The organism is Phycisphaerae bacterium (assembly GCA_024102815.1).
Taxonomy (GTDB): Bacteria; Planctomycetota; Phycisphaerae; order UBA1845; family UBA1845; genus JAGFJJ01.
The window spans coordinates 25,244-50,809 of sequence record JAGFJJ010000006.1; the positions used below are offsets into that span (position 1 = coordinate 25,244).

At 62.0% G+C, this 25,566-nt stretch carries 21 protein-coding genes and 1 tRNA gene; 8 read left to right on the plus strand and 14 right to left on the minus strand.

The window, feature by feature from the left end; genetic code table 11:
* Positions 1-19: 19 nt before the first annotated feature.
* The 4 genes from J5J06_01405 (at position 20) to J5J06_01420 (ending at position 9,078) form a co-directional block, all read left to right on the plus strand.
* On the plus strand, positions 20-2,161 hold the full coding sequence (locus tag J5J06_01405; GenBank protein ID MCO6435726.1) for a polysaccharide biosynthesis tyrosine autokinase: 2,142 nt from the start codon (positions 20-22) through the stop codon (positions 2,159-2,161).
* Positions 2,162-3,088: 927 nt separating this feature from the next.
* Positions 3,089-3,799, plus strand: a complete 711-nt coding sequence (locus J5J06_01410; protein MCO6435727.1) for a sugar transferase — start codon at positions 3,089-3,091, stop codon at positions 3,797-3,799.
* A gap of 32 nt (positions 3,800-3,831) precedes the next feature.
* Positions 3,832-8,040 (plus strand): tetratricopeptide repeat protein, encoded by a 4,209-nt coding sequence (locus J5J06_01415; protein MCO6435728.1) that lies wholly within the window; start codon positions 3,832-3,834, stop codon positions 8,038-8,040.
* Between the two features lie 66 nt (positions 8,041-8,106).
* Positions 8,107-9,078 (plus strand): decaprenyl-phosphate phosphoribosyltransferase, encoded by a 972-nt coding sequence (locus J5J06_01420; protein ID MCO6435729.1) that lies wholly within the window; start codon positions 8,107-8,109, stop codon positions 9,076-9,078.
* 40 nt (positions 9,079-9,118) lie between these two features.
* Here J5J06_01420 and J5J06_01425 read toward each other — a convergent pair whose 3' ends face one another.
* The 8 genes from J5J06_01425 to J5J06_01460 are packed head-to-tail and all read right to left on the minus strand — an operon-like array spanning position 9,119 to position 16,171.
* Complete coding sequence (locus J5J06_01425; protein MCO6435730.1) at positions 9,119-9,472, minus strand: DUF1475 family protein; 354 nt, start codon at positions 9,470-9,472, stop codon at positions 9,119-9,121.
* The gene (locus J5J06_01430; GenBank protein MCO6435731.1) at positions 9,453-10,547 is read right to left on the minus strand and encodes a class I SAM-dependent methyltransferase; all 1,095 of its coding nucleotides are present in this window, start codon (positions 10,545-10,547) and stop codon (positions 9,453-9,455) included. Before J5J06_01430 ends, J5J06_01425 begins: the two co-directional genes overlap by 20 nt.
* Entirely contained in the window at positions 10,544-11,335 is a 792-nt protein-coding gene (locus J5J06_01435) for a DUF1295 domain-containing protein (protein MCO6435732.1), read from the minus strand. Before J5J06_01435 ends, J5J06_01430 begins: the two co-directional genes overlap by 4 nt.
* The gene (locus J5J06_01440) at positions 11,332-11,892 is read right to left on the minus strand and encodes a DUF2878 domain-containing protein (protein ID MCO6435733.1); all 561 of its coding nucleotides are present in this window, start codon (positions 11,890-11,892) and stop codon (positions 11,332-11,334) included. Before J5J06_01440 ends, J5J06_01435 begins: the two co-directional genes overlap by 4 nt.
* Entirely contained in the window at positions 11,889-13,187 is a 1,299-nt protein-coding gene (locus J5J06_01445; protein ID MCO6435734.1) for a class I SAM-dependent methyltransferase, read from the minus strand. Before J5J06_01445 ends, J5J06_01440 begins: the two co-directional genes overlap by 4 nt.
* Positions 13,181-14,041 (minus strand): DUF1365 domain-containing protein, encoded by an 861-nt coding sequence (locus tag J5J06_01450; GenBank protein ID MCO6435735.1) that lies wholly within the window; start codon positions 14,039-14,041, stop codon positions 13,181-13,183. Before J5J06_01450 ends, J5J06_01445 begins: the two co-directional genes overlap by 7 nt.
* The gene (locus J5J06_01455; GenBank protein MCO6435736.1) at positions 13,974-15,218 is read right to left on the minus strand and encodes an FAD-dependent oxidoreductase; all 1,245 of its coding nucleotides are present in this window, start codon (positions 15,216-15,218) and stop codon (positions 13,974-13,976) included. The genes J5J06_01450 and J5J06_01455 overlap by 68 nt, the downstream gene beginning before the upstream one ends.
* Positions 15,218-16,171 carry an acyl-CoA desaturase gene (locus J5J06_01460; protein MCO6435737.1) on the minus strand — a complete coding sequence of 318 codons (954 nt, stop codon included), beginning with the start codon at positions 16,169-16,171 and terminating at the stop codon, positions 15,218-15,220. Before J5J06_01460 ends, J5J06_01455 begins: the two co-directional genes overlap by 1 nt.
* A 432-nt stretch (positions 16,172-16,603) precedes the next feature.
* Here J5J06_01460 and J5J06_01465 point away from each other — a divergent pair, with 432 nt between their 5' ends.
* Positions 16,604-16,954, plus strand: coding sequence for a hypothetical protein (locus tag J5J06_01465; GenBank protein ID MCO6435738.1), 351 nt, complete (start codon positions 16,604-16,606; stop codon positions 16,952-16,954).
* Positions 16,955-17,328: 374 nt separating this feature from the next.
* Complete coding sequence (locus J5J06_01470) at positions 17,329-17,517, plus strand: hypothetical protein (protein ID MCO6435739.1); 189 nt, start codon at positions 17,329-17,331, stop codon at positions 17,515-17,517.
* Positions 17,518-17,704: 187 nt separating this feature from the next.
* Here J5J06_01470 and J5J06_01475 read toward each other — a convergent pair.
* The 4 genes from J5J06_01475 to J5J06_01490 form a co-directional block, all read right to left on the minus strand.
* Positions 17,705-17,776, minus strand: a tRNA-Lys gene (locus J5J06_01475).
* A 192-nt stretch (positions 17,777-17,968) separates the two neighbouring features.
* The gene (locus J5J06_01480) at positions 17,969-19,537 is read right to left on the minus strand and encodes a glycosyltransferase family 39 protein (protein MCO6435740.1); all 1,569 of its coding nucleotides are present in this window, start codon (positions 19,535-19,537) and stop codon (positions 17,969-17,971) included.
* Between the two features lie 61 nt (positions 19,538-19,598).
* Complete coding sequence (locus J5J06_01485) at positions 19,599-20,828, minus strand: metallophosphoesterase (protein MCO6435741.1); 1,230 nt, start codon at positions 20,826-20,828, stop codon at positions 19,599-19,601.
* A complete protein-coding gene (locus J5J06_01490) occupies positions 20,825-21,226 on the minus strand; it encodes a hypothetical protein (GenBank protein ID MCO6435742.1) in 402 nt (133 codons plus the stop codon). Before J5J06_01490 ends, J5J06_01485 begins: the two co-directional genes overlap by 4 nt.
* A 259-nt stretch (positions 21,227-21,485) precedes the next feature.
* On the opposite strand from J5J06_01490, the gene J5J06_01495 reads away from it, so the two are divergent.
* Complete coding sequence (locus J5J06_01495) at positions 21,486-21,692, plus strand: hypothetical protein (GenBank protein MCO6435743.1); 207 nt, start codon at positions 21,486-21,488, stop codon at positions 21,690-21,692.
* A gap of 174 nt (positions 21,693-21,866) precedes the next feature.
* Here the strand turns inward: J5J06_01495 and J5J06_01500 are convergent, their stop codons facing one another.
* Complete coding sequence (locus J5J06_01500; protein ID MCO6435744.1) at positions 21,867-22,619, minus strand: PHP domain-containing protein; 753 nt, start codon at positions 22,617-22,619, stop codon at positions 21,867-21,869.
* A 217-nt stretch (positions 22,620-22,836) separates the two neighbouring features.
* Complete coding sequence (locus J5J06_01505; protein MCO6435745.1) at positions 22,837-23,751, minus strand: alpha/beta hydrolase; 915 nt, start codon at positions 23,749-23,751, stop codon at positions 22,837-22,839.
* A 170-nt stretch (positions 23,752-23,921) separates the two neighbouring features.
* On the opposite strand from J5J06_01505, the gene J5J06_01510 reads away from it, so the two are divergent.
* A complete protein-coding gene (locus J5J06_01510; protein MCO6435746.1) occupies positions 23,922-25,502 on the plus strand; it encodes a hypothetical protein in 1,581 nt (526 codons plus the stop codon).
* The last annotated feature ends 64 nt before the right edge of the window (positions 25,503-25,566 follow it).

Genomic DNA, 25,566 nt, shown 5'->3' on the forward strand with positions numbered 1-25,566 from the left:
CCCAGCCAGATAGGAACGCATGAGTACCCCTAAGGACATCGTTCTCGCAGAACAGAACCAGGCGCTCGGCCTGCCGGTATCGAAGCCTGCCGAGCACCACGGCGACAACCTCGTCACCGCGGTCTGTGCCCGCTGGGGTACGGCCCTGATTTTTACGCTGCTCGCCCTTGTGGCTTCGTTGTCGGCGGTCTGGTTCCTGGTCAAACCCAAGTACCTTGTCTCGTCCGTGATCCACATCGCCCCCGTGACGCCGCCCATTCTCCAGGGCGACATCAACGTCGACATCTCCCGCAATTACAATACCTACGTTGCGACGCTGCGAGGCATTCTGTTGGGCCCCGACTTGATCCTCGAGGCATTGCAGGAGCCGGCGGTTCAGGCGCTTCCGCCACTGGTGGATTCAGGAGATGCGGTAGAAGCGGTGCTCGACCGCCTCGAAGTGACGCGCCTTCCCGGCACCGAGCTCTTGCGCATCGCCATGACCGGGCAAAAACCGGCGACCCTCGCCGCCGTCGTCAACAGCATTGTTTCGACATTCCTCCGCCACGAAGAGGACAACCGCCGCAGCAACGATGAGCTTGTACTCAGTTCATTGCGCCAGGAACAGGCAGCGCTGGAAGCCAAGCTCCGCGCTCTTGGCGAGAGCCTGCGTAACCTGGCGCAGGACGCCGGGATCATCCTGGCGGACGGCGCGGGAGTTCCGGCCGATCAGTCCGTCGCCGTCTTCCGCCAGATGCTCACCGCCGCCCGAACGGATAAGTCCGTCGCCCAGGCGCGACTCGATGCCCTCCGCAAGGCGCGCGAATCCGGCGACTTCGGCCGTGTCGACTTCGCGGACTTCGAGGCGTATACCGCCCGCGATCCGCAACTGCTGACCCTCAAGGAGGAGCTGCGGCGCCTGCGAACCGACGCGTACATGGACGAGGCGCTGGGCCGCGGAGCAAATCACCCGGAAGTCCGCATGCGACCCAAGCGGATCGAGGGGCTGGAAACCGGAATCGAAGAGCGGCGCCAGGAGCTTCGGAATGAGTTCCTCCGCGATCAGGAACGGACGCTTCTTTCCCAAATTCGCGCCGCGGAGATCCAGGAGGAAATGGTCCAGAATGCCCTGGCCGGACTCGACTCTGAGCGCCTCGCTGCCGTTCGGCAGCACATCAACGCCGAGGACCTTCGGCACGAGCGTGACCAGGTCGAGACGATGCTCACGCAGGTCAAGAACAAGATCTACTCGGTCAACGTGGAGCAGCGTCGCATCCCGCGCGTGACGCGCAAATCGCAGGCAAGTCCGCCCGCCCTACCCAATATTGACGAGCGTCCCAAGTTCGCCGCGGTCGCCTTTGCCGCGAGCCTCCTTTTCGGCTGCGGGATCGCATTCCTGCGCCATCGACTGGACACGCGCCTGCGGACGCCCGATCAGGTCTCTGCGCAGATCGGTGTCCGCGTACTTGGCAGCGTTCACCAGGTCCAGGGCGCCAACGGAACGCCGCTCGCCCTCGACAAGAGCTTGCAGGATCCGGTTCGCGGAATATCCACGGCACTGCTCGCCACGGGAACCGGCCAGGCCGAAGGCCACAGCCGCCTCATCACCAGCCCGGCACCGGGCAGCGGAAAATCCTCTATCGCAATCAACCTCTCTCGCAGTGTGGCCGTCACAGGCCGGCGCGTTCTGCTCATCGACGGTGACAACTACCGCCGCGGCCTGACCCGTAAGCTCGAATTGGACGACCACGCGGGACTCGCCGAGTTCCTCGCCAATGAGGCGACTGAAGGCGATGTCCTTTGCCCGGGTTCACTCCCCAACCTGACGCTCATGCCCTCCGGTGCCATCGACGAGTCCTTCGGTGAGCACCTTACCAACCGCGAAACCCAGAATCGCCTCAAGCGCTTGTGGAGCCGCTTTGACGAGGTGATCGTCGACTCCCCGCCCATTCTCGTCGGAAGCCACGCACTGGTTCTGGCCACCATGGTGCAGGAGGTCGTCCTGGTACTTCGGGCCGGGCGAACGGCAAGGGAAGAAGCGGAAGTGGCGCGCGAGCGACTTACCGCCGTCGGAGCGCGCGTCGTCGGCGCCATTCTCAACGGCGTTGATCCCCGCCGTGTCCGTTCCGGATACGGCTACGGGTATGGCTACGACTACACATACGGTGAAGCGCACCAATAGGCTCGGTCGCGGTGGGCGGACAATGCTGATCTTGAACTTACGGGGGCAAACGCCATTTCCTCGTTGCCGGCCAACTCCTGCTTGATTCACTTTTCAGCCGAGGACCTTCGCCGCGTTTCGCCGCCGGGCGTTATTGGTCCAAACGCAACTGCGGAGAAAAGTGCGGGGCCGCTCGAATGGTATCTGGGCTGGGTGATCGGATCGGTCGGACCGGTTCGACTCCTGCTCCCCGAAGCCGCTCGGGAGCTTGCCAAATATCTGCCGGATCGCCTGCTGACCGGCGCGCCGATCTGGTTCAACGACCGGGGCGATCTCGAACCGAACATTGATCTTGCTCAAGGTCCCATCTGGCTGATCAACGGCGGCTCCATGCCGATCGTCGACTGGGACGAGGCCGGTCGCTCCGCCAACGAGAGCGAAAACGACGCTCTATTCTTCGGCCCCCCCGGTTCGGTCTCGACGGCCCACTATCCGGAATCGCTGATCGTCGACGGTACGGGTCGCGTCCTCAAAGTCGAGCGGCACTACTTCGATTCTCCCGTTTCAACCGAAGTCTCCTTCGGCCCGGCATGCCTGGTCGCCGCTCGTGGAGAGCGGGCCGGCAGTATCATTCGCCATCTCCTTACCCAGGGATGGTCGCTCGACAGTGTCTCGGCGCTTTTATCGACATGCCGCGCGGCGTGGTGTTCCGTCCCTGGCGTATTATCAAGCCTGAACGGCGCGGAAGCCATCGAGGAGAACTCCGTCACGCTCGCCAGTCTCGGCAATGACGACGCAACGGCCTGGCTGAAGTTCGGCCGTCCACAAACGGTTAATACCGCTCCCAATGTGCAGGCCTTGTTGGAGCACGCCCCCGGGTCCGGCCGTGCATTGACGCTGGGCGCCCGCGGCCGCGTCGATCCATCTTATCGATTTGTCAAGCGCGCTATGGACCTGGGGCTCTCCATCCTTTCGTTGATTGTCCTTTCGCCGCTGCTGGCGCTTGTCGCTTTGCTCGTGAAGTGCACGTCACGGGGGCCGGTGTTCTACGCCGATGTCCGACAGGGGCGAGGCGGGCGCGAATTCCGTTGCATGAAGTTCCGCACCATGGTCCGCAACGCCGCAGAGCTTCAGGCGGAGCTTCGGGCCAAGAACGAGGTTGACGGACCGCAGTTCAAGATGGCCAATGATCCGCGGCTGACGCCGATTGGCGGCTGGCTGCGCCGCTACAACATCGATGAGCTCCCGCAGCTCTTCAACGTACTGATCGGGCAGATGAGCCTGGTCGGACCGCGGCCTTCCCCGGACCGCGAGAATCAACTCTGCCCCGGTTGGCGCCGGACAAGACTGACCATGCGTCCGGGCATCACAGGTCTCTGGCAGGTACTCCGCCTTCGCGGCGACGCTCCTTCCGATTTCCAGGAGTGGATCTACTACGATGTGGAGTACGCCCGGCACCAGTCGCTGTGGCTGGATGTTCAATTGCTTATTTATACTCCGTTGACCATGATGTGGCCCGGCCTGCTGGATCGCTTCGCGGAGCATCTTGCACGGAAGGGCATTTGCGCCCAATCGATTCGACTCCAGATCCGGCGGCGCGATCGGGAGACCGAGAAGGAAGCCCATAAGCCGTCTGCTTCCGCCGCGCCGGGCGATTGATCGGATCATCCGTTCCTTGGGAGGTTTCAGGCATGACCGTTCGCCGTCGTCCGCGGTCCCGCGGACTCCGTATCTTCGTCTGGCTGGTCGTTGCGCTAATCATCATCGGCGGCGCCGGCACGGCCGCGTTTTCACTCTACAAGTACCGCCGCCAACAGAACACCACAAAGCTGCTCGCGACTGCCCGTTCCGCCGTCGAACAGAACAACTTCGACGAAGCACGGAACGCCTATCGGCAGTACCTCTATCGCAAGCCCGACGACATCGAGGCCATGGCTTCTTACGTCGATCTCTTGATGAATCAGCTGTCGGAGTCGCCGCGCCTCGTCGGCGAAACGCTCTCCGCTTTGCGGAAGCTCTATCAACTCCAGCCCGAGAATGATGACGCGTGCAAGAAGCTCTCCGATCTCCTCCTGGGCCTGCGCGAGTTCACCGAGGCCCAGGCACTGGCGAACAACTGGCGGAAGCGTGCCCCGAACTCCATCAACGCCGTGCAGGCGGAAGCCGTCGCACTCCGCGGACTCAAGCGTTACGACGAGGCCGCGATGCTCCTCGAATCAACGGTGGCAGACCACCCCGATGCCGCCGCACTCTATCCGCTGCTCGTTGCGCTGTACTCCGTCGAGCTGAACAATCCGGACACAGCAAGAAAATGGCTTGACGAAGGGTTGAAACAGGCACCTGAGGCTCCCGCCATTCACCTGGCTGCGTTCGGCTATTTCAAAGGGCAGGGAGATGATACGGCCGCAGAGCGTCATCTCACCGAAGCACTGACACTTGCCCCCAACGATTTGGATACGCTCTATCCTGCGATCGTCTTTTTCATCGCCCAGGATCGCCTGAGCGAAGCGGACGAACTCCTCAAGCGGGCACGGTCCGAATTCCCCATGGACCGCAGCATACTCGTTCTCCAGGCCGACTACGCCACGCAGGTCGACAAGCCGGATGTCCTGCGCAAAGCCGCCGAGGACCTCCTCGCCCGGGTTCGCGATGAATTCGACATGGACCTTGTCGCCCGCGCCGGAGAGCTCTTTCTCACCGCCGGGGACCTTCAACAGGCCGACCAATGCATTCAGCAACTCGTCGAGGTCAAGGAGCCCTCCGTCCGCTTGACCGATCGACTCAATGCCCTCCGGGCTCGACGGGCTCTCGCCACGGACCAGGCGTACGCAGCGCTAACCGGACTTGAGGAGCTGCGGCACCGCCGCGGGGACGATCCAAAGACACTCGAACTTCTCGCCTTGGCCTATGGAAACACCGGCGCCGTGGCATCGGCCCGAAAATACTACCAGCAGCTTCTGGCACACGTACCGGACAGCGCCGCCGCCCGGCTGGCCGCAGCCCGCTTCGAACTCCAACAAGGCCAGACCGACACGGCTCGTAGCATTCTCGAACGTGTCAATACGGACCGCCCCGAGGAGCTCCAACAACTAGAGGGTGCGCAGCTCACGGCTGATCTGCTCGACTGGGCGGCCGCCGACCGCCCGGCCGACCAGCGTGCGGCACTGATCGAACGACTCGTCGCATTTGCGAAAAGTCCACCAGCAACACCGCAGACGGCTCGGCTTCTCGCCCGCTGCCTGGACTTGGCCCAATTCCCCAGCGAAACGAGTAATTTGGTCCGGCAGCGTGAGACCGATCCCGAAACCGGACTGATTATTCTGTCCGCGCGCGGACGATCCATGTTGGCTCGCGGGGAACGCACCGGTGTCGGGCCCATCGCCGACCGACTGATCGCCGAGCCCGAGTTCGCACCGGACGGATATACGCTCAAGGTCCGAGCACTGCTCGCAGATGACAACCTTGACGACGCCGCTGATCTGGCGCGAACCCCTGAACTGCCCGCGGATATTCGTGGTCGATTGGCCTCGGTTTTGGCCGATCATGAGCGTCAAGCCGGTCACGTGGACACCGCTCGCGAGTGGTTTGAGACCGCGACCAAGCTAATTCCGCAAGACGTGACATCCCGCATCCGCCTCGTGGAGCTTTCCGATTCGCTGGGTGGCGCGGAGAAGTGGATTGATCAGATACGTGCGATTGAGGGCGAACGGGGACTCACGTGGCGCTTCCAGCGCGCTTCCGCACTGATGCGCTTCGGCTCGACGACCGACGAAGCGCAGGAAGCGATGGATCTGCTGACCGCCTGTGTGACCGAACGACCCGAATGGGTCGAAGCGCGGGCGGCGCTGTCCACGACCCAGGAACGCCTCGGACGCATCGACGATGCCATCGAGTCCATTCAGGATGCCATCGTGCGGCAGCCGGAATTGGCCGACGGGTCGCTCGGGCTCCGCCTCGTTTCACTCTTGAAGCAACGCGGGCGGTTTGACGAAGCCGACCGCCATCTGGCAAGGCTGGTCAATCTCTTCCCCAGTAACCCCGACGTTCTCCAGCAGCGTACGGAACAGCTTATTCGAGAGCGCAGGATCTCCGCTGCCGCCGAAGTGGCCGAACGGGTTCTGGCCGCCGGCCGGACCGATGCAGACTGGGTCGGACTGACCGGCGATTTACTGATCGCCGCCGGCAAACCCGATCGGGCCGAGTCCATCCTGCGATCCGCATTGGAGGGGCAGGCAGAATCCACGTCGCTCCAATGGACGCTGGTCCGCGCCCTCGTGGCGCAAAACCGCCAGGAAGAAGCCGAGTCCTTCCTGAGAACCTCAGCCGATCAGAACAGGACCGCCGAGTCGTACCTGCTTCTCGCTCGCTTTCTCGAACTCCTCGAACGGCCGACGGATGCCGAAGCAGCGGTCACGGCGGCCCTGGAACTTGCCCCGGATTCACCTTCGACCCTCGCGGCTGCCGCTGAGTTTTGGGGAGCACGCGGCGACCGCGATCGCCGGCTCGACTTCGCCCGACGCGCCGTGCTTGCCTCGGGGAAGGATCCGCAGAGCTCGCTCGCGTGGGCGGAATCCTTGGCCCAGGGCGGATCCCCCAAGGACCGCGCCGAAGCCGAGGCCATCGTTGAACGGCGTCTCGCTGAAGATCCGAATGACGCACGGGCACTGGTCATTGCAGGACGACTCGCCGGCAGTGCGGAGCCGCCGCGACTTGAAGAAGCAGCGCAGCACCTGAGCCGTGCCATCGAGTTGCAGCCGTCGGTCACGCAGGCATACGCCATTCTGGCGGCCGTGCAGATGCGCCTGGGGAAACTGATCCAGGCGGACGCAACCATCGAAAACGGCTTGATCCGGCAGCCCGAGGATGTTGAACTGCTCCTCCTCCGTGCGGAGCTGGATGGCTATCGAGGGCAGATTGATCGCACGATTCCCACGCTACGCCGGGTATTGGAGCTTCGTCCGCGCATGCCCCAGGCCGTGGCGCGATTGGCTGATGCGTATATTCAAACCGGTGCGGCCGACCGCGGCATTGCGTTCCTGGAACAATCCGCCGGACGTACTCCCACTGTCGCCGAGATGCTCGCCGTGGGGCGGCTGTATGACGCCCAAGGGAATCATGAGAAGGCCCGGCAGCAATTCGAGAATGCCTTGAAGGAGTCGAACGGATCCGCCGAGGCATTTCAGTTCCTGCTGCACCATTTGGTCGGCCAGGGCGACTACGTCGCCATCCGCGATCTCGCCGAGACCAGGAAACAATCGAATCCGGACGACGTCTCGTCCCTCGCTGTCGCGGCTCAGATGCTCGGCAGCCACCCAAGCGATGCGGGGATGCGGGATCTGGGAATCAGGATGCTTTTCGTTATCGCAAGTGAGCATCCCGACCAGGCCGCCGATGCCATGTATCGGGCGGGATTGTGCCTGTACCAGCAGAACGACTTTGCCGCGGCGGAATCGCGCTTTCTGGAAGCGCGCCAACTCGAGCCTGCCTCACCCGAACCCGTTAACGCCCTTGCATGGCTGTACGTCCGCCACCTCAAACGTCCGAAGGAGGCTGCAGATATGGTCCGCGAATACCTGGCTGCGGGAGGCCGGAAAACGGGCGAGTTGCTCGATACCTACGGAACCGCCTTGCTGGCCGCAGGAGATTACGTAGGAGCTGAAACCAACCTGAATAACGCAATAGAGATCGCAGGACAGTCGCCTACATTAACGGCCGCCCATTTCCATCTGGGCCAGGTCGCGGCAGAAACGAATCGTATCGATCTTGCTCGGGAGCACCTGCTCAAGGCCAGGGAGCTTGATGCGCGTCTCTCCGGGCTCGACGACGCCGACCGACAGTACCTCGCGGACTTCCTGGCGAACGACAAGCCCTTGACTCCCGGTACATCCGGGCCGAAGTAGTACGAAGCCGCAAACGGTTGGAAGGTGTTGCTGCGAGACCAGGAAGGAGCCAGGGAACAAGTGCCGGTGGCCGACTCTATCGAATCGGGCACGTCGTCGGCCACGCCGCGCGACCTGATCGCCCTGCTGCGCCCGCAGCAATGGGTCAAGAATGTCGTCGTGTTTGCCGGTCCCGCGGCCGGCCTGAAGCTCTCCTCAATTGAAGGCGTCCTCAATGCCTGCGTGGCATTTGTGGCGTTTTGCTTCGCGGCGAGCTCGATCTATGCGCTCAACGACACGATTGATCGCGAAGTTGACGCACGTCACCCCACCAAGCGCCATCGACCCATCGCGCGCGGAGCGATCTCACCCACGGTCGCCTTGATCCTCGCTGGTGCGCTTGCTGCTTCGGCGTTCGCATTGACCGCGCTTCTCGTCAACCTGACGGTAACGGCCATCCTGGCCCTTTATCTGATCACGATGATCGCTTACTCCCTTGCTCTCAAGGAGCGAGTCATCCTCGATGTTATCCTTCTTGCGTCAGGGTTCGTCATGCGCGCCTGGGCTGGCGCCGCTTCGGTCGATCTGGTCACATCCGAATGGCTCGTCGCCTGCGTCTTCACCATTTGCCTCTTCTTTGGATTCGGTAAGCGTCGCTGCGAATCGACCATGATCGGCGACGGTGATGCCGCAGGCGAGCATCGCAAGACACTGGTCCGTTACACGCCGCAGCTCCTCACGCACCTGATCGCCGTCTCCGCCGCAATTGCGATCGTCACTTTCCTGCTCTACACCGTCGAGCCTTCGCGTTCTCCCACGCCCTTCCACAAGGAGTATCTCTTTTACACGCTGCCCATCGTGGTTTATGGTGTCTTCCGCTTCGCGATGCTCACTGAATTGGGCATCTATGCGGGACCAACCGAGATCATCCTCAAAGACCGCATGATGGTCGCCGCCATTGTTGTATGGGGTGCGATTGCGTTGGGCATAGCCTACCATGACCCGATCGTGCGCGGTCTCGGAATGGAGAACTGGGTCTGGGGTCCACCGGGTCGATAGCTCCCGTTGGCAGCGCCGCGCACTGATGTAAACCAGCGCTTCAAGATGGTTGACCGCAGCGGCCGGAGAATATGTCTTGGAGCGTCGCCGCTCGCAACGCACGTACGACCAGATAGGCGACGGAAACGAGGTGCCCCAGGCAAAGAAGGGCAACGCACCAGGGCAACCACGTCGAGAGCCGGCGTTCCACATTCCACATCCACGCAGCGACCACAAATGCTCCGGCGTAGACATCCACCAAGGTGACGACGCCCCAACGATCGGCGGCAAGATGGGAGAGCCCTGCGGAGAGAGTTGAGGCCATCGAAGCCCAGACGATGCCACCCGCCAGCGTCAGGGCCAGAATTGCTCCCGCTCCCGCCAGAAAGCGCGTCTCAAGGCCTGACAGTTTCATGGGGTCCTCCGTCCGCGGTGGCTGGGCGGTGTCGCTTCACGAATCGGTAGTGTGATACCCACCATTCCATTCCATCCGCGTATCCGAACAACTCGGCACACGATAGAAAGAAAACGCGCCAGCGACGCATCCAGCGTTGTTTCTCGTGCGGCCCATAGACGCGTTCAAACAGCTCGAGCACCGCGGACCGCTGGGCGTCGAGGTTTGCCAACCATGCTTCGGCCGTCTTGCGGTAGTGCGTACCATCCTGCCGCCATTGATGCTCGAGCAGCAGGTCTCGCTGAAACCGGGGCAGAAGATCGTCAGCGGGCATCATGCCGCCCGTGAAGAAATAGCGCCCCAGCCAGTTCGCCGGACCGACTGTCTCAAAGAGGTACGCGCACCGGCCGTGAACGAAAATGTGCACGAATAGCTTGCCGTCCTCCCTCAGCCAGTCGGCGATCCGACCCATCAGCCTCTCGTAGTTCCGCATGTGCTCGAACATCTCCACGGAAACGATACGGTCGAAACGGTCGTCCGTGTCGAAGTCGTTGATGTCGGCGGTGATGACACGGAGGTTGGTCAGGTTTCGGATTCGACACTGTTCCTCGATGAACGTCCGCTGCGAATGGGAATTGGAAACGGCCGTGATGTGGCTCTGAGGATAATTCTCTGCCATCCACAGGGAAAGCGAACCCCAGCCGCAACCAAGCTCGAGGATATCTTGTCCATCCTGCAGCTCGGCATGTTCGCAGGTCACACGAAGCGAAGCCGCCTCGGCTTCCCCCAGATGGTTGACCCCTTCGGGCCAGTAACATCCGCTGTACTTACGATGCGGCCCCAGCACGAGCCCGAAGAAAGCCGCGGGTACTTCGTAGTGCTGGGCGTTGGCGGCGTCCGCGTTCAGCGCAATAGGCGCCGCAGCCATCTCCGCCAGTAGCCGCCGGTGCGCCTCCTGCTGCTCGGTCCCACCGTAGCGGCCGCGCTCCCTCAACCCGCTACGAATGACCGCGCGGATCCCCGAGCGGACGACTCCGTCGGGAACCCAGCCGCGCTCGACTAGGCCAATCGCCGTTGCCAAACCGGGAAAGCTCACGAGGCAGCCTCCTTGGGGAACCAGGGGAAAAAGGCGCTGGTGGTGCGCTGGTATTCGCGATAGCGCTCCCCACGACTTTGGAGCGCTCGCTGCTCGGTCGGGGGAATGCCGGTAATCTTCAGCAGGAAGACAAGCATCAGCATCGGCCCGAGCAGCGTGATCCAAGCTGCCGGTCCCACGCCAACTGCCAGCAAGGGGTACGCAAACCAGTGCAGCCACTCAAAGAAGTAGTTCGGATGTCGAGAGTAGCGCCACAGACCCGAACGGCATACCTCCCCCTGATGGGCAGGATCGTTCCGGAAGCGAGCCAGCTGGCGGTCCGCAATCCCCTCTCCCGTAATCGATACGGCGAAAAGGAGCATCGCTGCAGCGTCCTGCAGGCCCAATGGCGCGGCGTTGTACATGGCCACGTACTGCGGAACGGCGAACAGAACGACCCAGGTCGCCTGGAGAAGGAAGAACATCAGCAGCACGGACTGCTCCTTGGGTGCCGCCCACTCCCGCAAATTTCGGTAGCGACCGTCTTCAGGCTCGCGGCCCACGCGCCGCACGAGATGCGTCCCGAGCCGCAGCGACCAGAACGCGGTTATCGCCGCAACAGTCGCCCGTCGGATGGGATCACCCGGAGTCACAAACGCCAGCGCGACCACGAGCACACCGATCCCGAAAGTCCAGCCCACGTCGACGATGCCCGCATTGTGCGTTCGCCGCTGAACGAGCCAGAGCACGAACATCATCACGCCGGCGGCGAGCAGCCCGCTCCCGAGGTGGATCAGCCACGGGCTCATGGTGCTCCTCCCGCAACCTTCACGTGACGAACAACTGACGGTCGCGTGTGCATGACACACCTCGTGGCGATCAGCATGATCCCAGGCAACGTTGCGCCCCAAGCCACGGCGAGCACCAGAGCGCTCCATGCGGGACTTGGCAGAGTGACCACGCCGAGGGCGCTCCCGGCAGCATACGAAAGCGGTCCGCTGATAGCGCCCACCACGGCAGCCAATCCAGGACGCGCCTTCAACCAGGCAAACGATGTGTTCAACGTTGTCGCAAACGCCAGCCAGAGTGCCCCGACCCATAGTGGAGCCGGAAACATGACGGATTCCGCCACCGGGAATTCCAGTGCACCGAATCGCGTCGCGATGTTGTCCGCCGCGTAACCCACTCCGGCCGCGAGGGGAACGAACCACCAATCGACTCGCCGCATCGGGGAGACCGCGAGATGAACGGTGAACGCAACCAGCGCGATGCAGATTCCAATCCATGCCCTGTCGGACCGGGCGCTGAGAACGCAAGCCCACCACGCCGTTTGAAAACCGAGGAGATTCGCCGCAATGCGACTCATGGCAGGTTCGCCCCCGCGATCGTGCCCATGGGCAACTCGCCTCGAAAACGTGGCTTGACCAGCATCATCTGAACGTTGCCGATGGTGCGTTCGTGGAATCCCGCCTCACAGTAACAGAGGTAGAACTCCCACATTCGGATGAACTCCGGGGAGAATCCAAGCCCGTGGATTTTGGGCAACTCTTCGCGAAATCGATCGTACCAACTGCGCAAGGTCTGAGCGTAATGCGGAGTGATATCCTCAAGGTGAGCGACGGTCAGATCCGTCGCCCGGGCGAGGGAGCGGGTCATCGCCCCGATCGAGGGAATGCAGCTCCCGGGAAAGATGTACTTTTTGATGAAGTCCACCGATCGCTTCGCATCCTCATAATAGCGATCCGCCATGGTGATCACCTGAATACAGGCGGCGCCATCGGGCTTGAGCAGTTCGCTGCAAGTCTTGAAGAACGTGTCGAAATACTGCCAGCCGACGGCCTCGATCATTTCGATGGAGACAAGTTTGTCGTAATGCCCCTTAAGATCACGGTAATCTCGCAGCAGGACCTTGACGCGATCGTCGAGCCCCGCTGCCGCGATCCTCTGCCGGGCAAATTCGTACTGCTGAACGGAGATCGTCGTGGTTGTCACGCGGCAGCCATAGCGCTTCGCCGCATGCACCGCGAAGCTGCCCCAGCCCGATCCGATTTCGACAACGTGGTCGTGAGGCGCGAGTTGCAACTTGCGGCAGATCCGATCCAGCTTGGCAATCGACGCGTCACGCAGCGTGCTCTTCGGACGCTCGAAAATGCCGCACGAGTAGGTCATCGTCTCGTCGAGAAAGAGCCCGTAGAAATCGTTGCTGAGGTCATAATGCGCGGCAATGTTCCTCCGGCTTCCGGCCTTCGTGTTCCGGCGAAGGGCGTGCCCCAGGCGCTGCCTGAGGGCCGACAACCGGGTCAATGGCCCGTTTAAATCTCGGAAAGCGCTTTCGTTACGCAGCAGCAGGCGGATGAGCGCAGTGAGCTCTTTTGTGCGCCACAAGCCGTCGACGTATGCTTCCGCAGCGCCGAGCGTTCCGCCCAAAAGCAGCGCCCGGTAGAAACGTGCATCGTCGATCGCAACGTCGGCGCGAAGCTCCTCGGGGGCGCCTGGATCGCCGAAACGCCGACAAGCGCTGCCGTCGTAGACCTCGATCGATCCCTCCCGCATGGCCTCCAATGCCCCGAACACCAGGCGTCTGGCGATTCGGTCGAGCCAACCGGGGCGAAACTCCCGCCCACGAGCCCGGGCGCTGGGAATGGTTGATTCTGTCAGCATGACTCGGCCCTCGGCCCTCCCTCCGCGAGCGTGGAAGGATGAGGATGATACGGACAGCGCTTCAGCCACAGTCGAAGCGCCTGCCAGTGAATCGCCGCGATCACCCGTAGCGTCATCAGCGGGTATTTCAGCAGGACGAGGTTCAAGGCCGCGCCCGAAATCTCCCGCCTGCGCAGCGTCATACTGGCATCAAAGTATTTCTCACCGTTCCGCGCGTTTTCCATGTGGATGCTGAGCTGCGCAGACGGTTCGGTGAAAAGCCACGTGTACCTTGTATCCATGCCCATGAACGGCGAGACGTGAAAGGTCTTGTCGAACTGGAATCGCTTGACACCACCCCCGCGCGCATCGGCGCGGGTCGGCAGGACATAGCAATGCTGCTCGCCCCAGGGCGTGTTGTTGATCTCCGCAATAATCGTCTCCACCCGTTGGTCCGCGGCGTCAAAACAGAAATAGAAACTCACGGGATTGAACCGGTAGCGGAAATACTCGAGGTGGGTAAGCAGGCGAACCGGCCCGGCGGGGCGCGTTCCAGTTTGTTCGGCAACGAGGTCCATCACGGCTTCCCGAAGATCCCGGTCGGCCGGTGCATGGTTTTTCAGGTGATCGCGGCGCCGGAACCGGGCCGGGGCCCTTCCTTCGCAGGACCACAATGGATGGCGCCGAAACAATGTCGGAAGCTCGTCCAGATCCAGGTACATCATGAAGACCCGGTGTTGAAAAGCGTGCTCGACCGGGGAATAACGACGGTGACGTACGCGGCCTTCGTAAATCGCACTGCGCACGTTACAACTCCTTCCCGAAGGACCGGCACACCGCCAGGGCGCTGTTGACCCCGTCTTCGTGAAACCCATAGCCCCAGTAGGCGCCGCAATAGTGTGTGCGATTGACGCCGCTGATTTCCGCATGCCGGCGCTGGGCGGCCACGCTGCGCGTCGTGTAGACGGGATGCTCGTAGACCAATTGACGCAGCCGCCGGTCGGCGCTGACCCGATCCTTGTCATTGAGCGTCACGCAGTAGGTGTGCTGCGTATGCAGGGACTGGAGCATATTCATGTTGTAGGTCATGGTCGCCGCGGATTGCCGCCGCTCAGGAATGTGGTAGTTCCAGCTCGCCCACGCTCGCTTCCGCTTGGGCAGAAGACGAATGTCCGTGTGCAGGTCGACGTCATTGCGCTGGTAAAGCATGGTTCCGAGGATTTCACGCTCCACGCGGCTGGGGTCGGCCAGAAGCCGCAGGGCCTGATCGCTGTGCGTGGCGAGAATGACGTGGTCGAACCGTTCGACGCCGTATCGAGAGGAGGTGACCTCCACGTGCGTTGGCAATCGGCGAACGGCGCTGACCGGTGTCCGTAAGCGGATACGGTCGCGATAGGGACCGGCAAGCTTGTTCACGTACTGGACGGAACCGCCGCGAATCGCCCGCCATTGCGGTCGATGAAGGACATTGAGCATCCCGTGGTTGTGACAGAACCGCACGAAATATCCAATGGGGAAATCATAAAACTGCCGTGGGTCGGCCGACCAGATCGCCGCGCCCATGGGAATGAGGTGGCGCTCGACGAACGCCGCTGAGTACCGCTGGGCACGGACGAATTCCCCGAGCGTCGTCTCGTGGTCCCCGCTGCCGAGAAGTTTGCGGGACTGTCGGTAGAACCGCAGGATGTCGTAGATCATACGGTAATGATTGAGGCGGAGCAGGTTACTGCGCTGGGCGAACAGCGTGTTGAGGTTGTCGCCCTTGTATTCCAGATTAGCGGCCTCGTCCCGAACACTGAAGCTCATGTTGCTCGGCTGGGTGGCCACGTTCAGATGATCGAGCAACTTGCAGAAGTTCGGATACGTCCACTCGTTGTAGACGATAAACCCCGTGTCCACGTTGGTCGGACCCGTGGGATCGTCCACCGTGACGGTGTGTGTATGGCCGCCGATATAATCGCCCGCCTCGAAAACGGTCAGATCGTGGTCATCGTGTAGCAGATATGCGGCGACCATGCCCGAGATACCCGTACCCACGACGGCGATGCGCATCACCCGCTCCTCGATTCGCACGACGCACGCATGGTCACCGAGCGCACGCCTGCGCTGACCCGCTTCAGGTTCCAGATCAGCCCCAGGGTCTCCAGCAACCGGAGTCCGTAATACGTGATGTCGATCTCCCACCAGTAGAACCCCTGCTGCGCCGCCCACGGGCAACGGTGGTGGTTATTGTGCCAACCTTCACCGAGTGTCAGCAGCGCAAGCAGGAAATTGTTGCGGCTGTCGTCTTTGGTCTCGTAGCGTCGCGAGCCGAATAGATGGGCGAGGGAGTTGATGGTGCACGTGCCGTGGAGCAGGACCACCGTGGAAACAAAGAAGCCCCAGACGAGCATCTGCGGACCGTCTGTACCCAGGTGCGGGACCACGCGATGAAGTACGGTGCCCGCCAGGAACAGGGCGACCGCGAGCGCGGATGGAACCAGGAAGTCGAATCGGTCAAGGAAACGCAGCTCTGGATACCGCAGTAGGTCGCGCACATAGCGACTGTTGATCGCGAGGTTGTCGCGGGCCGTAAGCCAGCCCAGATGGCTCCACCAGAATCCGTGCTGCGCCGGGGAATGGGCATCCTCTTCCCTGTCGGAGTGTTGATGATGCTGCCGATGATGACTCGCCCACCAGATCGGACCGCGCTGCGCCGCCGCATTGCCCCAGACGGCAAATACGAACTGCGCCCACCGCGAAGTCGCGAACGCCCGATGGGAGAAGTAACGGTGATAGAAACCGGTAATCGCGAACATCCGGAGCAGATACAGGGCGATGGCGACCGACAGAGCCGTCCAGCTCCAACCGACCCATAACACACCGAGACATCCGGCGTGCAGAGCGACGTAGGGGATCCAGCGGACCGGATCGGTGACCTGACGACGTGGATCGTGCACAGCAGCATTGAGCTCGCGGGAATCGACCCAGCCGATGATGGAGTGGATTGAGGCTCGCATGCGCATGCTGACATTCCGTTCAGGTAGGGAAATCCTGTCGCCCCATTCCGCCACCGTCGATGAACACTCCAGCCGCCACGTGTCCGGCGGCCGAGCACCACCTTTCAAGTACTTCAGAATTCCCTGAATGACGACGGGCCCTTGAGGCATACCCAAGACTGAAAAACGTTCAAATCGTTCAGGACGAGAGTATAGCCTGGCCGTTAGCTTCGTCAACCCCGCCCGCTCGGTCACCGGGCCTTGGAGATTCCTAAAGCATTATTAATCCGCTACTTATCTGAACATGGCCTGAATTCTCGTGGTGCGTATAACGCCGGTTGTTAATATGGGAAATACAGCGAGTCTTTCACCAAACTCGCTCCACCCGGAAAAGGTCCGCAGGGCGCGCGCCAGTCTTTCGAGCGTTTTTCCGCTCCCCTGCCACTCCGGACCCCTCGGATGGCCCAATTCGGCGCCCGCGTCATTCTGGACTGCGATCGGCGGCGCGCCAGTTCGCACCGCTCTGCTTCTCATCATGTTGGCCGAAAGGGCGCGGCGGAAGGTTGTTCGATCAAGGAACGCGTCTGGCACAAAAGCCAACAGCCGGCCAGGGCTGACGCCAACTTAACGCTGTTCGAGCGGACCACCGGCAACAAGGACGACCTGTTGGCCCTGTTTCGACTGGCCAATGTGGTCGAGTTCCTTCGCTCGATCAAGGGATTTGGCCAGGATGCCGAGGTCGTCAGACCCCAGTGGCTCCTGGACCATCTTCGCCAGGAATTGCGCCCGGCCTGTAAGCATGATGACTGATCGCCGTAATATCCTTCGCACACCGAAAAGATCAGAATTCTGAAGAACTTCGCGCAGCGATTCCCACAGCCATTCGTCGATTCTGCTCTTCTCCGCCACGCCATCTTGTGGGCCCGACCTGATTCGTCGTGCCAGCCAACCTGTTAGGGATGACCCCTGCTGTCGTTCCAATGCGTTATGTTCTCTCGAACGTTCGCCCTTGCGCTTCATCAGGCTCGATTCGGCGTGAAGCAGAGCCTTGAGGCATTACGGGCAACTTCGCGAACCCAAAGAGAACATTGATCTTACCACAGTTCGCATGACTGACACGCTGCATGATTGGCAAAGGGCCCGTTGCGATACATGGCGCTATGCATCCACAACGATCCGAACACATGAAGGTTGCAACAATTCCAAATGGGAACGGAGCCGATTCCGCAAATGACTGCAAATGCAGACTCTTCTTTGCGGACGTGGTCTTCCTTTCGCGAAAACTGGCTATTCTGGAGTGCGCGCAATGCGGGCGCATCTGGATCATCAACAAAAGCGGCCAACTCGTGCGCATGGGGATCGTGCCGTCTTGAGGACAATACCCAAGGATGTGCGTCGAGCACCGTTCGCCTTGCGCAACGATGCCATCACCGTAGACTGTCGCGCTCGAACCGATGTCGCGCAAGTGCCGGGGCCAGAACCAGTTACTCTCCGGCCGACCATGTCGCCTGTAACGTCGGCCAGCTCTCAATATCCGCGGCGGACCTTCACCTGCAAGACTGAGGGTGTTGGGGATCGAACCCAAGACCTACGGCTTAAAAGGCCGTTGCTCTACCGCTGAGCTACACCCCCCCGCTTCAGCCACCGCCCGCAAGCCGCAGCGACTGCTTCAAACGATCACATCCAATCCGATTGTAACCGCCCGGCTCGTCACGGCCAAGAAACGTCGGCGACCTCACCCAATCTGATCGAGGACAATCCTCCGAATCCCGCGCGTCGTGCGCAATCGTCTCACTTCATCTGCATCCGTCTCCGCTGTTTCCACTATTCAAGCCGAATGAGACGATAATGCCCGCGGTCACGATACTCGAACGGCAAGAGTTCCTCCTGTTGGCGCCCCCGCAGATAATCCTCGAGACCGGCCTTCTGGTACTCCGCGTCTCCCACCAGCAGATAGCGAACGTCCCGGTCAATCTGCTCAGGCTCCACGATGTATGTCACCGGTTCGCGAACGTAGAATAGAAAAATCTGGTTGCCCGGATCGAACGCGTAGATCGTCGCGCCTTCTGGAACACGCTCGTTGATCGCTTCTCCCCAGATGTGCCGGCTCTCCTTTCCCTCTCGAAGCATCGGCGTGAAGATTGCCCAGTTCATCGCCCCGAGCATGATCAACACGGACAATGCGCCAACCGCCCGAAGGGAATTGTTGAGCGCAATACGCTGTGCTCCAAACACCGCGGCCGCGCCCACGCCCAGAATCAGCATGCAGATGACCTTCGCGTTGAACCCGGCGACGAAAGCCATGACCACGGTGATGATCGGAATACAAACGGCGATGACGGCTACGAGTCGACGTGCGTCCTTTCCGATGGTGAGGCGATCATCGGCCCGCAGAGCCGCGGTCAGGGCCATGCAATACAATGGAACCACCGGCATGGAATACCGCGCCACCGAGCCCGGTATGACGATCACCAGCAACACGCACACCACCACGGCGTTTCGAAGTCCGCGTACGCAGGCTGCCTGCTCCGGCGACATCGCCTCCAACACCGACCGCTTCCACAGCAGCGGAGCCAATACGAGCCAGGGCAGCAGGCTCTGGAGAGACCGCCAGATGACTTCGCCACGCTTCTCCCACGCGAACTCCGGCCCGAGAAGGACGAATCCCGCCTGCTCCGCATACGTCGAGGCAATCTTCGAGGCGGGTACCTGTTGCTTCGCCAGCCAGAGCCAAAGCAGGAATAGCCCCATCCACAACACCACACCGCAGATATGCGGAAGGCGGAACAGCCGCTTGAGTTCCCGCCGGGCCAACAAAACGAAGAACACCATCGCGTAGAAGATCACCACTCCGAAGAGGGGACCCTTCGTCAGCATGGCCAGTGCCAGGAAAGCCGCGGACCCCAGCCACATCGACCACGGCGAATACCCCCCGAGGTATCCGCGCATCCACCAGTAGGCCGCCATGCCGATCTGCGCGACGTACACCGCTTCGATCTCGATCTGCCGACCCTTGTCCACCGTGCTCAACATGGTCAGGTACAACAACGCGAGCAACAGTCTCTCCGTCAAGTCCATCGCTCGATTGGGCACCAGGATCACGATTGAGACGAAGAGCAGGATGAACACAGGAGAGGGAAATCGCGCCGCAAACTCCGACCGCTCGCCGAAGAGCCCGATCGAAGCGCCGGTCAACCAGTTGATTCCGGGAGGCTTATTCAGATACGGCCGGCCGCTCAGATAGGGTACGATCCAGTTACCGGACTGGAGCATCGCGATACCCGGCCGGACGCGACGGCCTTCCTCGCCCCGAAGCTCCAACGACCCAAGGTCCGGCAGGAAGATCCCCGCCCAGAGAACCACAATCAGCAACCACGCCTTGAGTCGATCCATCGCGGGGAGATTCCTTCTTCCTGGAGCGTGGGAAGATACATCCCGTCAGCCCGGGATACGGTCACGGAGTACTGGACACCGGAGTTGGACTGTAATCCAGAACCTTGAACTGATCGACGGTCTTGCCGTCGGTGTCGATCTGCCGTAACGCCATCTCGTCCGCCCGCACATCGACAACCGTGAAGCTGTGCTTCTCGTCGTACTGCCGGGCGAATTGCGGATCGGCCTCCTTCTTTGCAGGATAGAGCTCACCGCCGCCTCCTCCGGTGGTCACGTAGACAACACCGCCGCCTTCGGGCATGACCCGATTGACAAGCAGGGGATACGTGCGCTCATAAAGATGGTTGTGCCCCTGCAACACGAGGTCGACGCCGCGAGCCTCGAATATCGGCTGAAACACCGAGCGGATCCGGTGTGCCGAAGCATAAAATGCGTGGGTATACATCGGGTGGTGGAAAAAGACGACCTTCCACTTCCCGGTGTGTTCCTCCAACACACGATCGAGCCACGGTCCTATTTCATCGCGGATGACGTCCCCGGAAACATCCGTGTCGATTCCCACGAAGCGCACTTCGCCGTAGTCGAAATAGTAATGCTGCTCCGGTTTCTGCGACGACGGCCCGTTCCGCGGCAGCACGAAGTAATCGAGTAGAGGCTCGCCCTGCGCCGTTCGATAATCGTGGTTCCCGATGACGGGGTAAAAGGGCGCGCGACGAATCAACCCCGCATAGGGCACATTGAACTTGCGCGCGTAGTCCTTGGCCTCGCCGTCGGGATAAATGAGGTCACCAACATGGACGACCAGGTCCGGCTTCAGCGGCGGCATGAGCTTGGCCAGCCGATATTGCTCCGAATCCCCTGTGCCGCTATCGCCAAATGCGAGGAATCGGAAATCGCGTTGCCCCAGTGGCGCGGTTCGAACGGCTTCCGAAGCCAGCTCCTTGTCGCCCTCGCGTAGCGCGTAGCGATAGGACGTATCCGGCTCCAACTCGGAAAACGCCAGGGCAACGAGCCGGCCGTCCTGCTCGGCGACACTCGCTCGCGACGACGCCTTGCCCGTCGCATCGACCAATTCCGCCACGATCATGTCCGGCTTGCCCGATTCCACCACGAGCGTGAATCCGTCCGGCGTAACCATCTGAACCACCGGCACGGACGCGAGTTCCCCTCCACGCTCGCGGCATCCGGAAGACAGCGCGCCCAGCACAAGGAGCGCGACGATCCGGCCGGATCGCTGCCAGACAAGGAACCGGTGCCCTGCCGCGAATTTTCTGCGATCTGCCCGAGTCATTTCGTGTCCAATTCCGAACCGGACTTGGCCGTCTCCGGTGTGGAGCGCATGGCCTCGATGTTCGTGGCCGTGATCTCCCGAGTCTTCCCCGCTTCCGTGCGCTGCCGCTGAATCTCGGCCTTGACGACAGCCTCGTCCCCGGGACGCAGGTCGCCCAGCTTCGCCGGTGCGCCATTCAACGTGATCGCTACGCCGGGGCCCACTCGCGCACTGACTTCCACCGCTTCGCCCGTCTGTGGGGATCGATACTCGATCGATCCGATGCCCGCCGCCGCGTCAACGAACGTTATGGTCCCGCGAACCTCCACGCTCCGCTTCGGCGAATTCCTACCCGCAAGCAGAAACCACGCCGCGATCCCGGCCAGAACCACGATTGCCGGCACAACCAGTTTTTTCATCGCAGGTCAACTCGCTTCTTGTGCGTGCCAATTCCCTGGACCCGCCCCGAGCCCGGGCCGGCGACTCTCGCCACACCGCAAAGGCGTTTGCACGCGAATCCTAACCCCTTTGTACATCAAGGGCGACGGGCAGCGGCAACCAGACTGGCGGGGGACTTGAAGTTTGTACCGCGCCGCGGCACAATGGCTGCCCATGTTACGGTGGTGCGTTCTGCGCCGCCATGGAGAAGGAAAGGGCCATATCACAAAGGAGCATCTCATGAAGCGTCTGGGTTCAACGCTGTTGTTGTCGCTTGTTGTCGCAGCGGGTGGTTTCGGTCTCATGGCCCTGCGAGCCGAGGCCCGCCCCCAGCCATGCCCGCAGATCTACGCCCCGGTGATCTGCGACAATGGGAAGATCTACCCGAATCAGTGTGAGGCCGATCGCCATCACGCAAAGAACTGCGTCCCCTATCCCTGGATCTAGGACAGGCAACGTACTGCCGGAGCGCGCGTCGTCCGCGGCGCGCAACCGCTCCGCTCTTGTGCAACGAAAAGCCCCGATGCGTCGCAGGCGCTTCGCCTTGACGAATCGGGGCTGCTTTGTCTTGGTGGACGAAAAGGCCGCCGGCACGAGATCGGCGGACGCGAAGTCCGGGATTCACGCCCGGACGGGTTGCAGCGCCGCCTGGGACGCGGCGGCCGGCGCGGAGACCTCTACCGACGCGCTCTTCGAGCGGATGCCGTATCCGCCCGGAAGCGTCAGCCCCAACTGCTGGCAGGCAATCCGGTACGCCGTTGCGGCAAAATAGGAGAATGGGTGCCGGCCGGGGTGCAACGTCGCGCCGCGAAGCGCGTCAACAAAATCGGCCGGCCCGTCAAAATCGCGCATGATCTGGTAGCACGGCGCGATGCTGTGTGTCATGTGGCTATCCGCACCCACGAATTGGGCGAAATCGAACGATTTGGCGAAGCGTCGTGCCTTGCGATCCGGGCCCGACGTGACGTGTTGCCCATTGTTCACTTCCACCGCGTCGATGAGGTCAAGCATATCAAACGCCTTCGCCCCCACCCCCACGCCGAAAGCCCGGGTGAACGGATGCGGCAGGAGCACGAGCCCGCCCTGTTCGCGGATGGCCAGGGCTGTGTCCCGGGCGCTCATACCCGGCCGGATGAACTCCTCCAGAAACAGGCCGATGACGTCGCCGTCCCGGGTCGTAATCTCCTCGCCCACGATGACCTTCATTGAGGTCATCTCCCGCAGCCGCAGGGCTCCCTCCAGGTTGTCATGATCGGTCAGGGCCAGGCAGCCGAAATTCTCGCGCTCCGCAAACGCCACGAGCGATTCCAGCGAGATATTGCTGTCGTAGGAGTAGTTCGAGTGAAAGTGAATCAGGGTCTTCAAGCCGTCCATGCCGCTTCTCCCCGCTGCGGGCGAAACCGCCCGCCTTTCCCCTTCCGACGCGGTCCGCAATAGTTGGTGCTGACTTGCCTGCCGCGCCGAGGACCGCGCCATGCGCTCCTCGTTTTGACTCTAGGCCTCTCGATTGGCCGTATCAAACGGGTCGCCGGACCACACCGATCGGCCCGATAATGGCACAACGCCCGGCCCGAGATCGACGCACCCGCCGTCAGTCGGCGCCACGATTCGAGAACACATCGTCCAGAAAGCCATCGAGTTTCCTGCGATACTCCGGTGAATAGAGAAAGCCGGCTTCGTTGTGATCGCCGGGCGTAACGATGAATTCCTTCGACTCCGCGGCCGCGTCGAACAAGCTCCGGCCCATTGAAAGAGGAATCAGCGCGTCATCCCGCCCGTGGAAGAACAGCTTCGGACATCCGATTCTCCCGACCTTGCCCACCGACTCGTAGCGGTGCACGAGAATCCAGCTCACCGGCAGCAGCGGATAGTGCAGCCGGGCAACATCCGTCAGGCTCGTGAACGTACACTCGACGACCAGCGCCGCCGGCCGATGGCGCAACGCCAACTCAATTGCCACCGCCCCGCCCAGCGAGCGCCCCCCGATCACAATCCGACTGGTGCTTTCTCCCCGTGTCTCCGTCAGGTACGCCCACACCGCTTCTGCGTCGCGGTATGTCCCTTGTTCGCCGGGCGAACCCGTGCTTTCTCCGTATCCCCGATAGTCGTAAAGCAGCACGTTGCAGCCCATTCGATGGAGCGCCTCGGCCACCGCCAGGTCAAACGACATGTTGCCGCCGTTCCCGTGCGACCACAGCACCGTCCCGCGGGCAACGTCCCTCGGGATATACCACGCATGGATCGTCTCCCCGTCGGATGTCGGCAGGTGGATATTCTCGAACCCGAGCCCGACATCGGCCGGCGTCGCCTCGAGTTCCCGTTGCGGAAAATAGATCAGTCGTTCTTGAAACAACGCAGCTCCAACGCGGGCCAACAGGTACCCGATCGCCAAGGCCCGAGCCACCCTCAGCGCAAAGCGGCGCATGTTCCGTTTGGCCGGCTCGCAGCCATCCTGATCCCCGACAGCCTTTCGATCAGGAAACTCGTCACGGGCGCGCTCCATCATGCCCCATTTTCCATGCAAGCTCCCCGCCACGCCACCCTCGGACGACAAGCGACACCGTTACCTGAGCGCCGTTGTCAGCCGGAGCCGATCTACCTATAAGGGAACCGATTCCGCGCGATCGGCAATCGAGAAGGACCCAACGGCTTCGATCTTTGCAGACCAGACCAGTTTTGAACCAGCCGCTTCGACCCATCACGTCTCCCGCACCCCGGAGGGTCCATCTCCTTCTGGTCAGCCTGCTGGCGATCGGCCCGAACTGCTCGCGCGAACTGCCCTCCGCCCGGCTTCGGCACGAAGTCAATCTGCCCGTTCCGGCGCGCTCCGCCGAGCCGCCCGGACGGGAGCGGCTCCTCCCCGAACCCCAGGGCGTGCAATACGCCCTCTCCGCCCGGACGGTCATCCCGCTGGCGTTCAACCATCAGCCGGACATCAAGTCCAGTTACGAGCGCTTCCGCTCCGAGGAAGCCCGCTACGACTTCTTCTACACCTCTCGCGATTCGCTCACGCCACGCCTGAGAATTGACAACCAGTTCGATGAAGCACGATTCGATAACATCGTATCCCGCGCTCGTGATCACGCGGTGCAGCTCGCCCTCGAAAAACGCTTCTTCGACACCACGAGACTCGACCTGGCCGTAGGCATCGACGCGACGGAGATCGACGACGACCTTGGCAACAATCCATTTGTCGCCCTCGACCTCCGCTATCCGCTGTGGGTCTCGCGTGAGAAACTGGAGCGCACGAGCGAGGACATCTTCCGCCGCAACGAGCTCGACGACGCCCAGCTCGCCTACATCCAGCAGGTGCGGTCAAGACTTCAGGACGTCCTCTTTCGATTCCACGACGTCATTCAGCGGTTCCGCACGGTCGAGAACTACCGTCAGTGGCGCGACGATCTCCTCGCACTCCGCACCACGGTCAACGACATCGCGGACCGCGACGCCACGTCCGATCGCCGCCGTCTCGAAGCCGAAATCGCCCGCGTATCTGCCAACTTCCGCACCGAGTCCGGCTGGTACGACATTCAGCTCGGCCGCTTCAAGGCCGCGGTGGGCATGCCCTTCCACGCCGAGGTCGAATTCATCGAAGAGCCCTTCAACCCCTTCGCGGGCATGACCCACCAGGACGTGCTCCAGGCCAGCATCGACACCGACCCCGAGATCGCTACCCTGCGAAACTCCGTCCGCAACGCCGAGGTCCAGCTCGACCTCGCCCGCCGCGGCCGCTGGGATGCAGCACTGCTTCTCGGCGCTGAATCCGATCTGGAAGGAGGAGGCTCACGGGAGGGCGCCTCCGACTGGTCCGTCGCCGTGGGATTGGACCTCAGCGCCGTGGACCCCCGCGTGACCGACAGCCTCGTCCGACAGGCCGAGGCCAACATCCGCCGCTTCAAGCAGGCCATCGTCGCCCGGGAGAACGCCATCTATGTCGACACGCTCGAGCCGATCGTGCGTATCGATACCGTCGGGGCCAGCCGTCAGGACCTCATCCGCAATTTGCCCCGCTACGTCGAGGACTACGAAACCGGAGTCACCGACTATCAGGCCGATCGCCTCAACGTCGAGGAACTCCTCATCCGCCGCCAGAACCTCTTCAATCAGCAACAGGAGGTTTCGAGCCTGACATTCCTGCTTGGCGCGAACGTGGCCGAGCTGCTGTCCGCCACCGGCAAGTTCTTCGAGCTCCTCGACGGCGCCGCACTTTCCCGCCCGGCGGACCCTGCGGCCGAGGGGAAACGCGCCCCGAATTGATCCAAAGAGCTGCGGATTTGCCCGATTCCACCCACGGGTACATACTCCATGTCCGGTCGTCGCA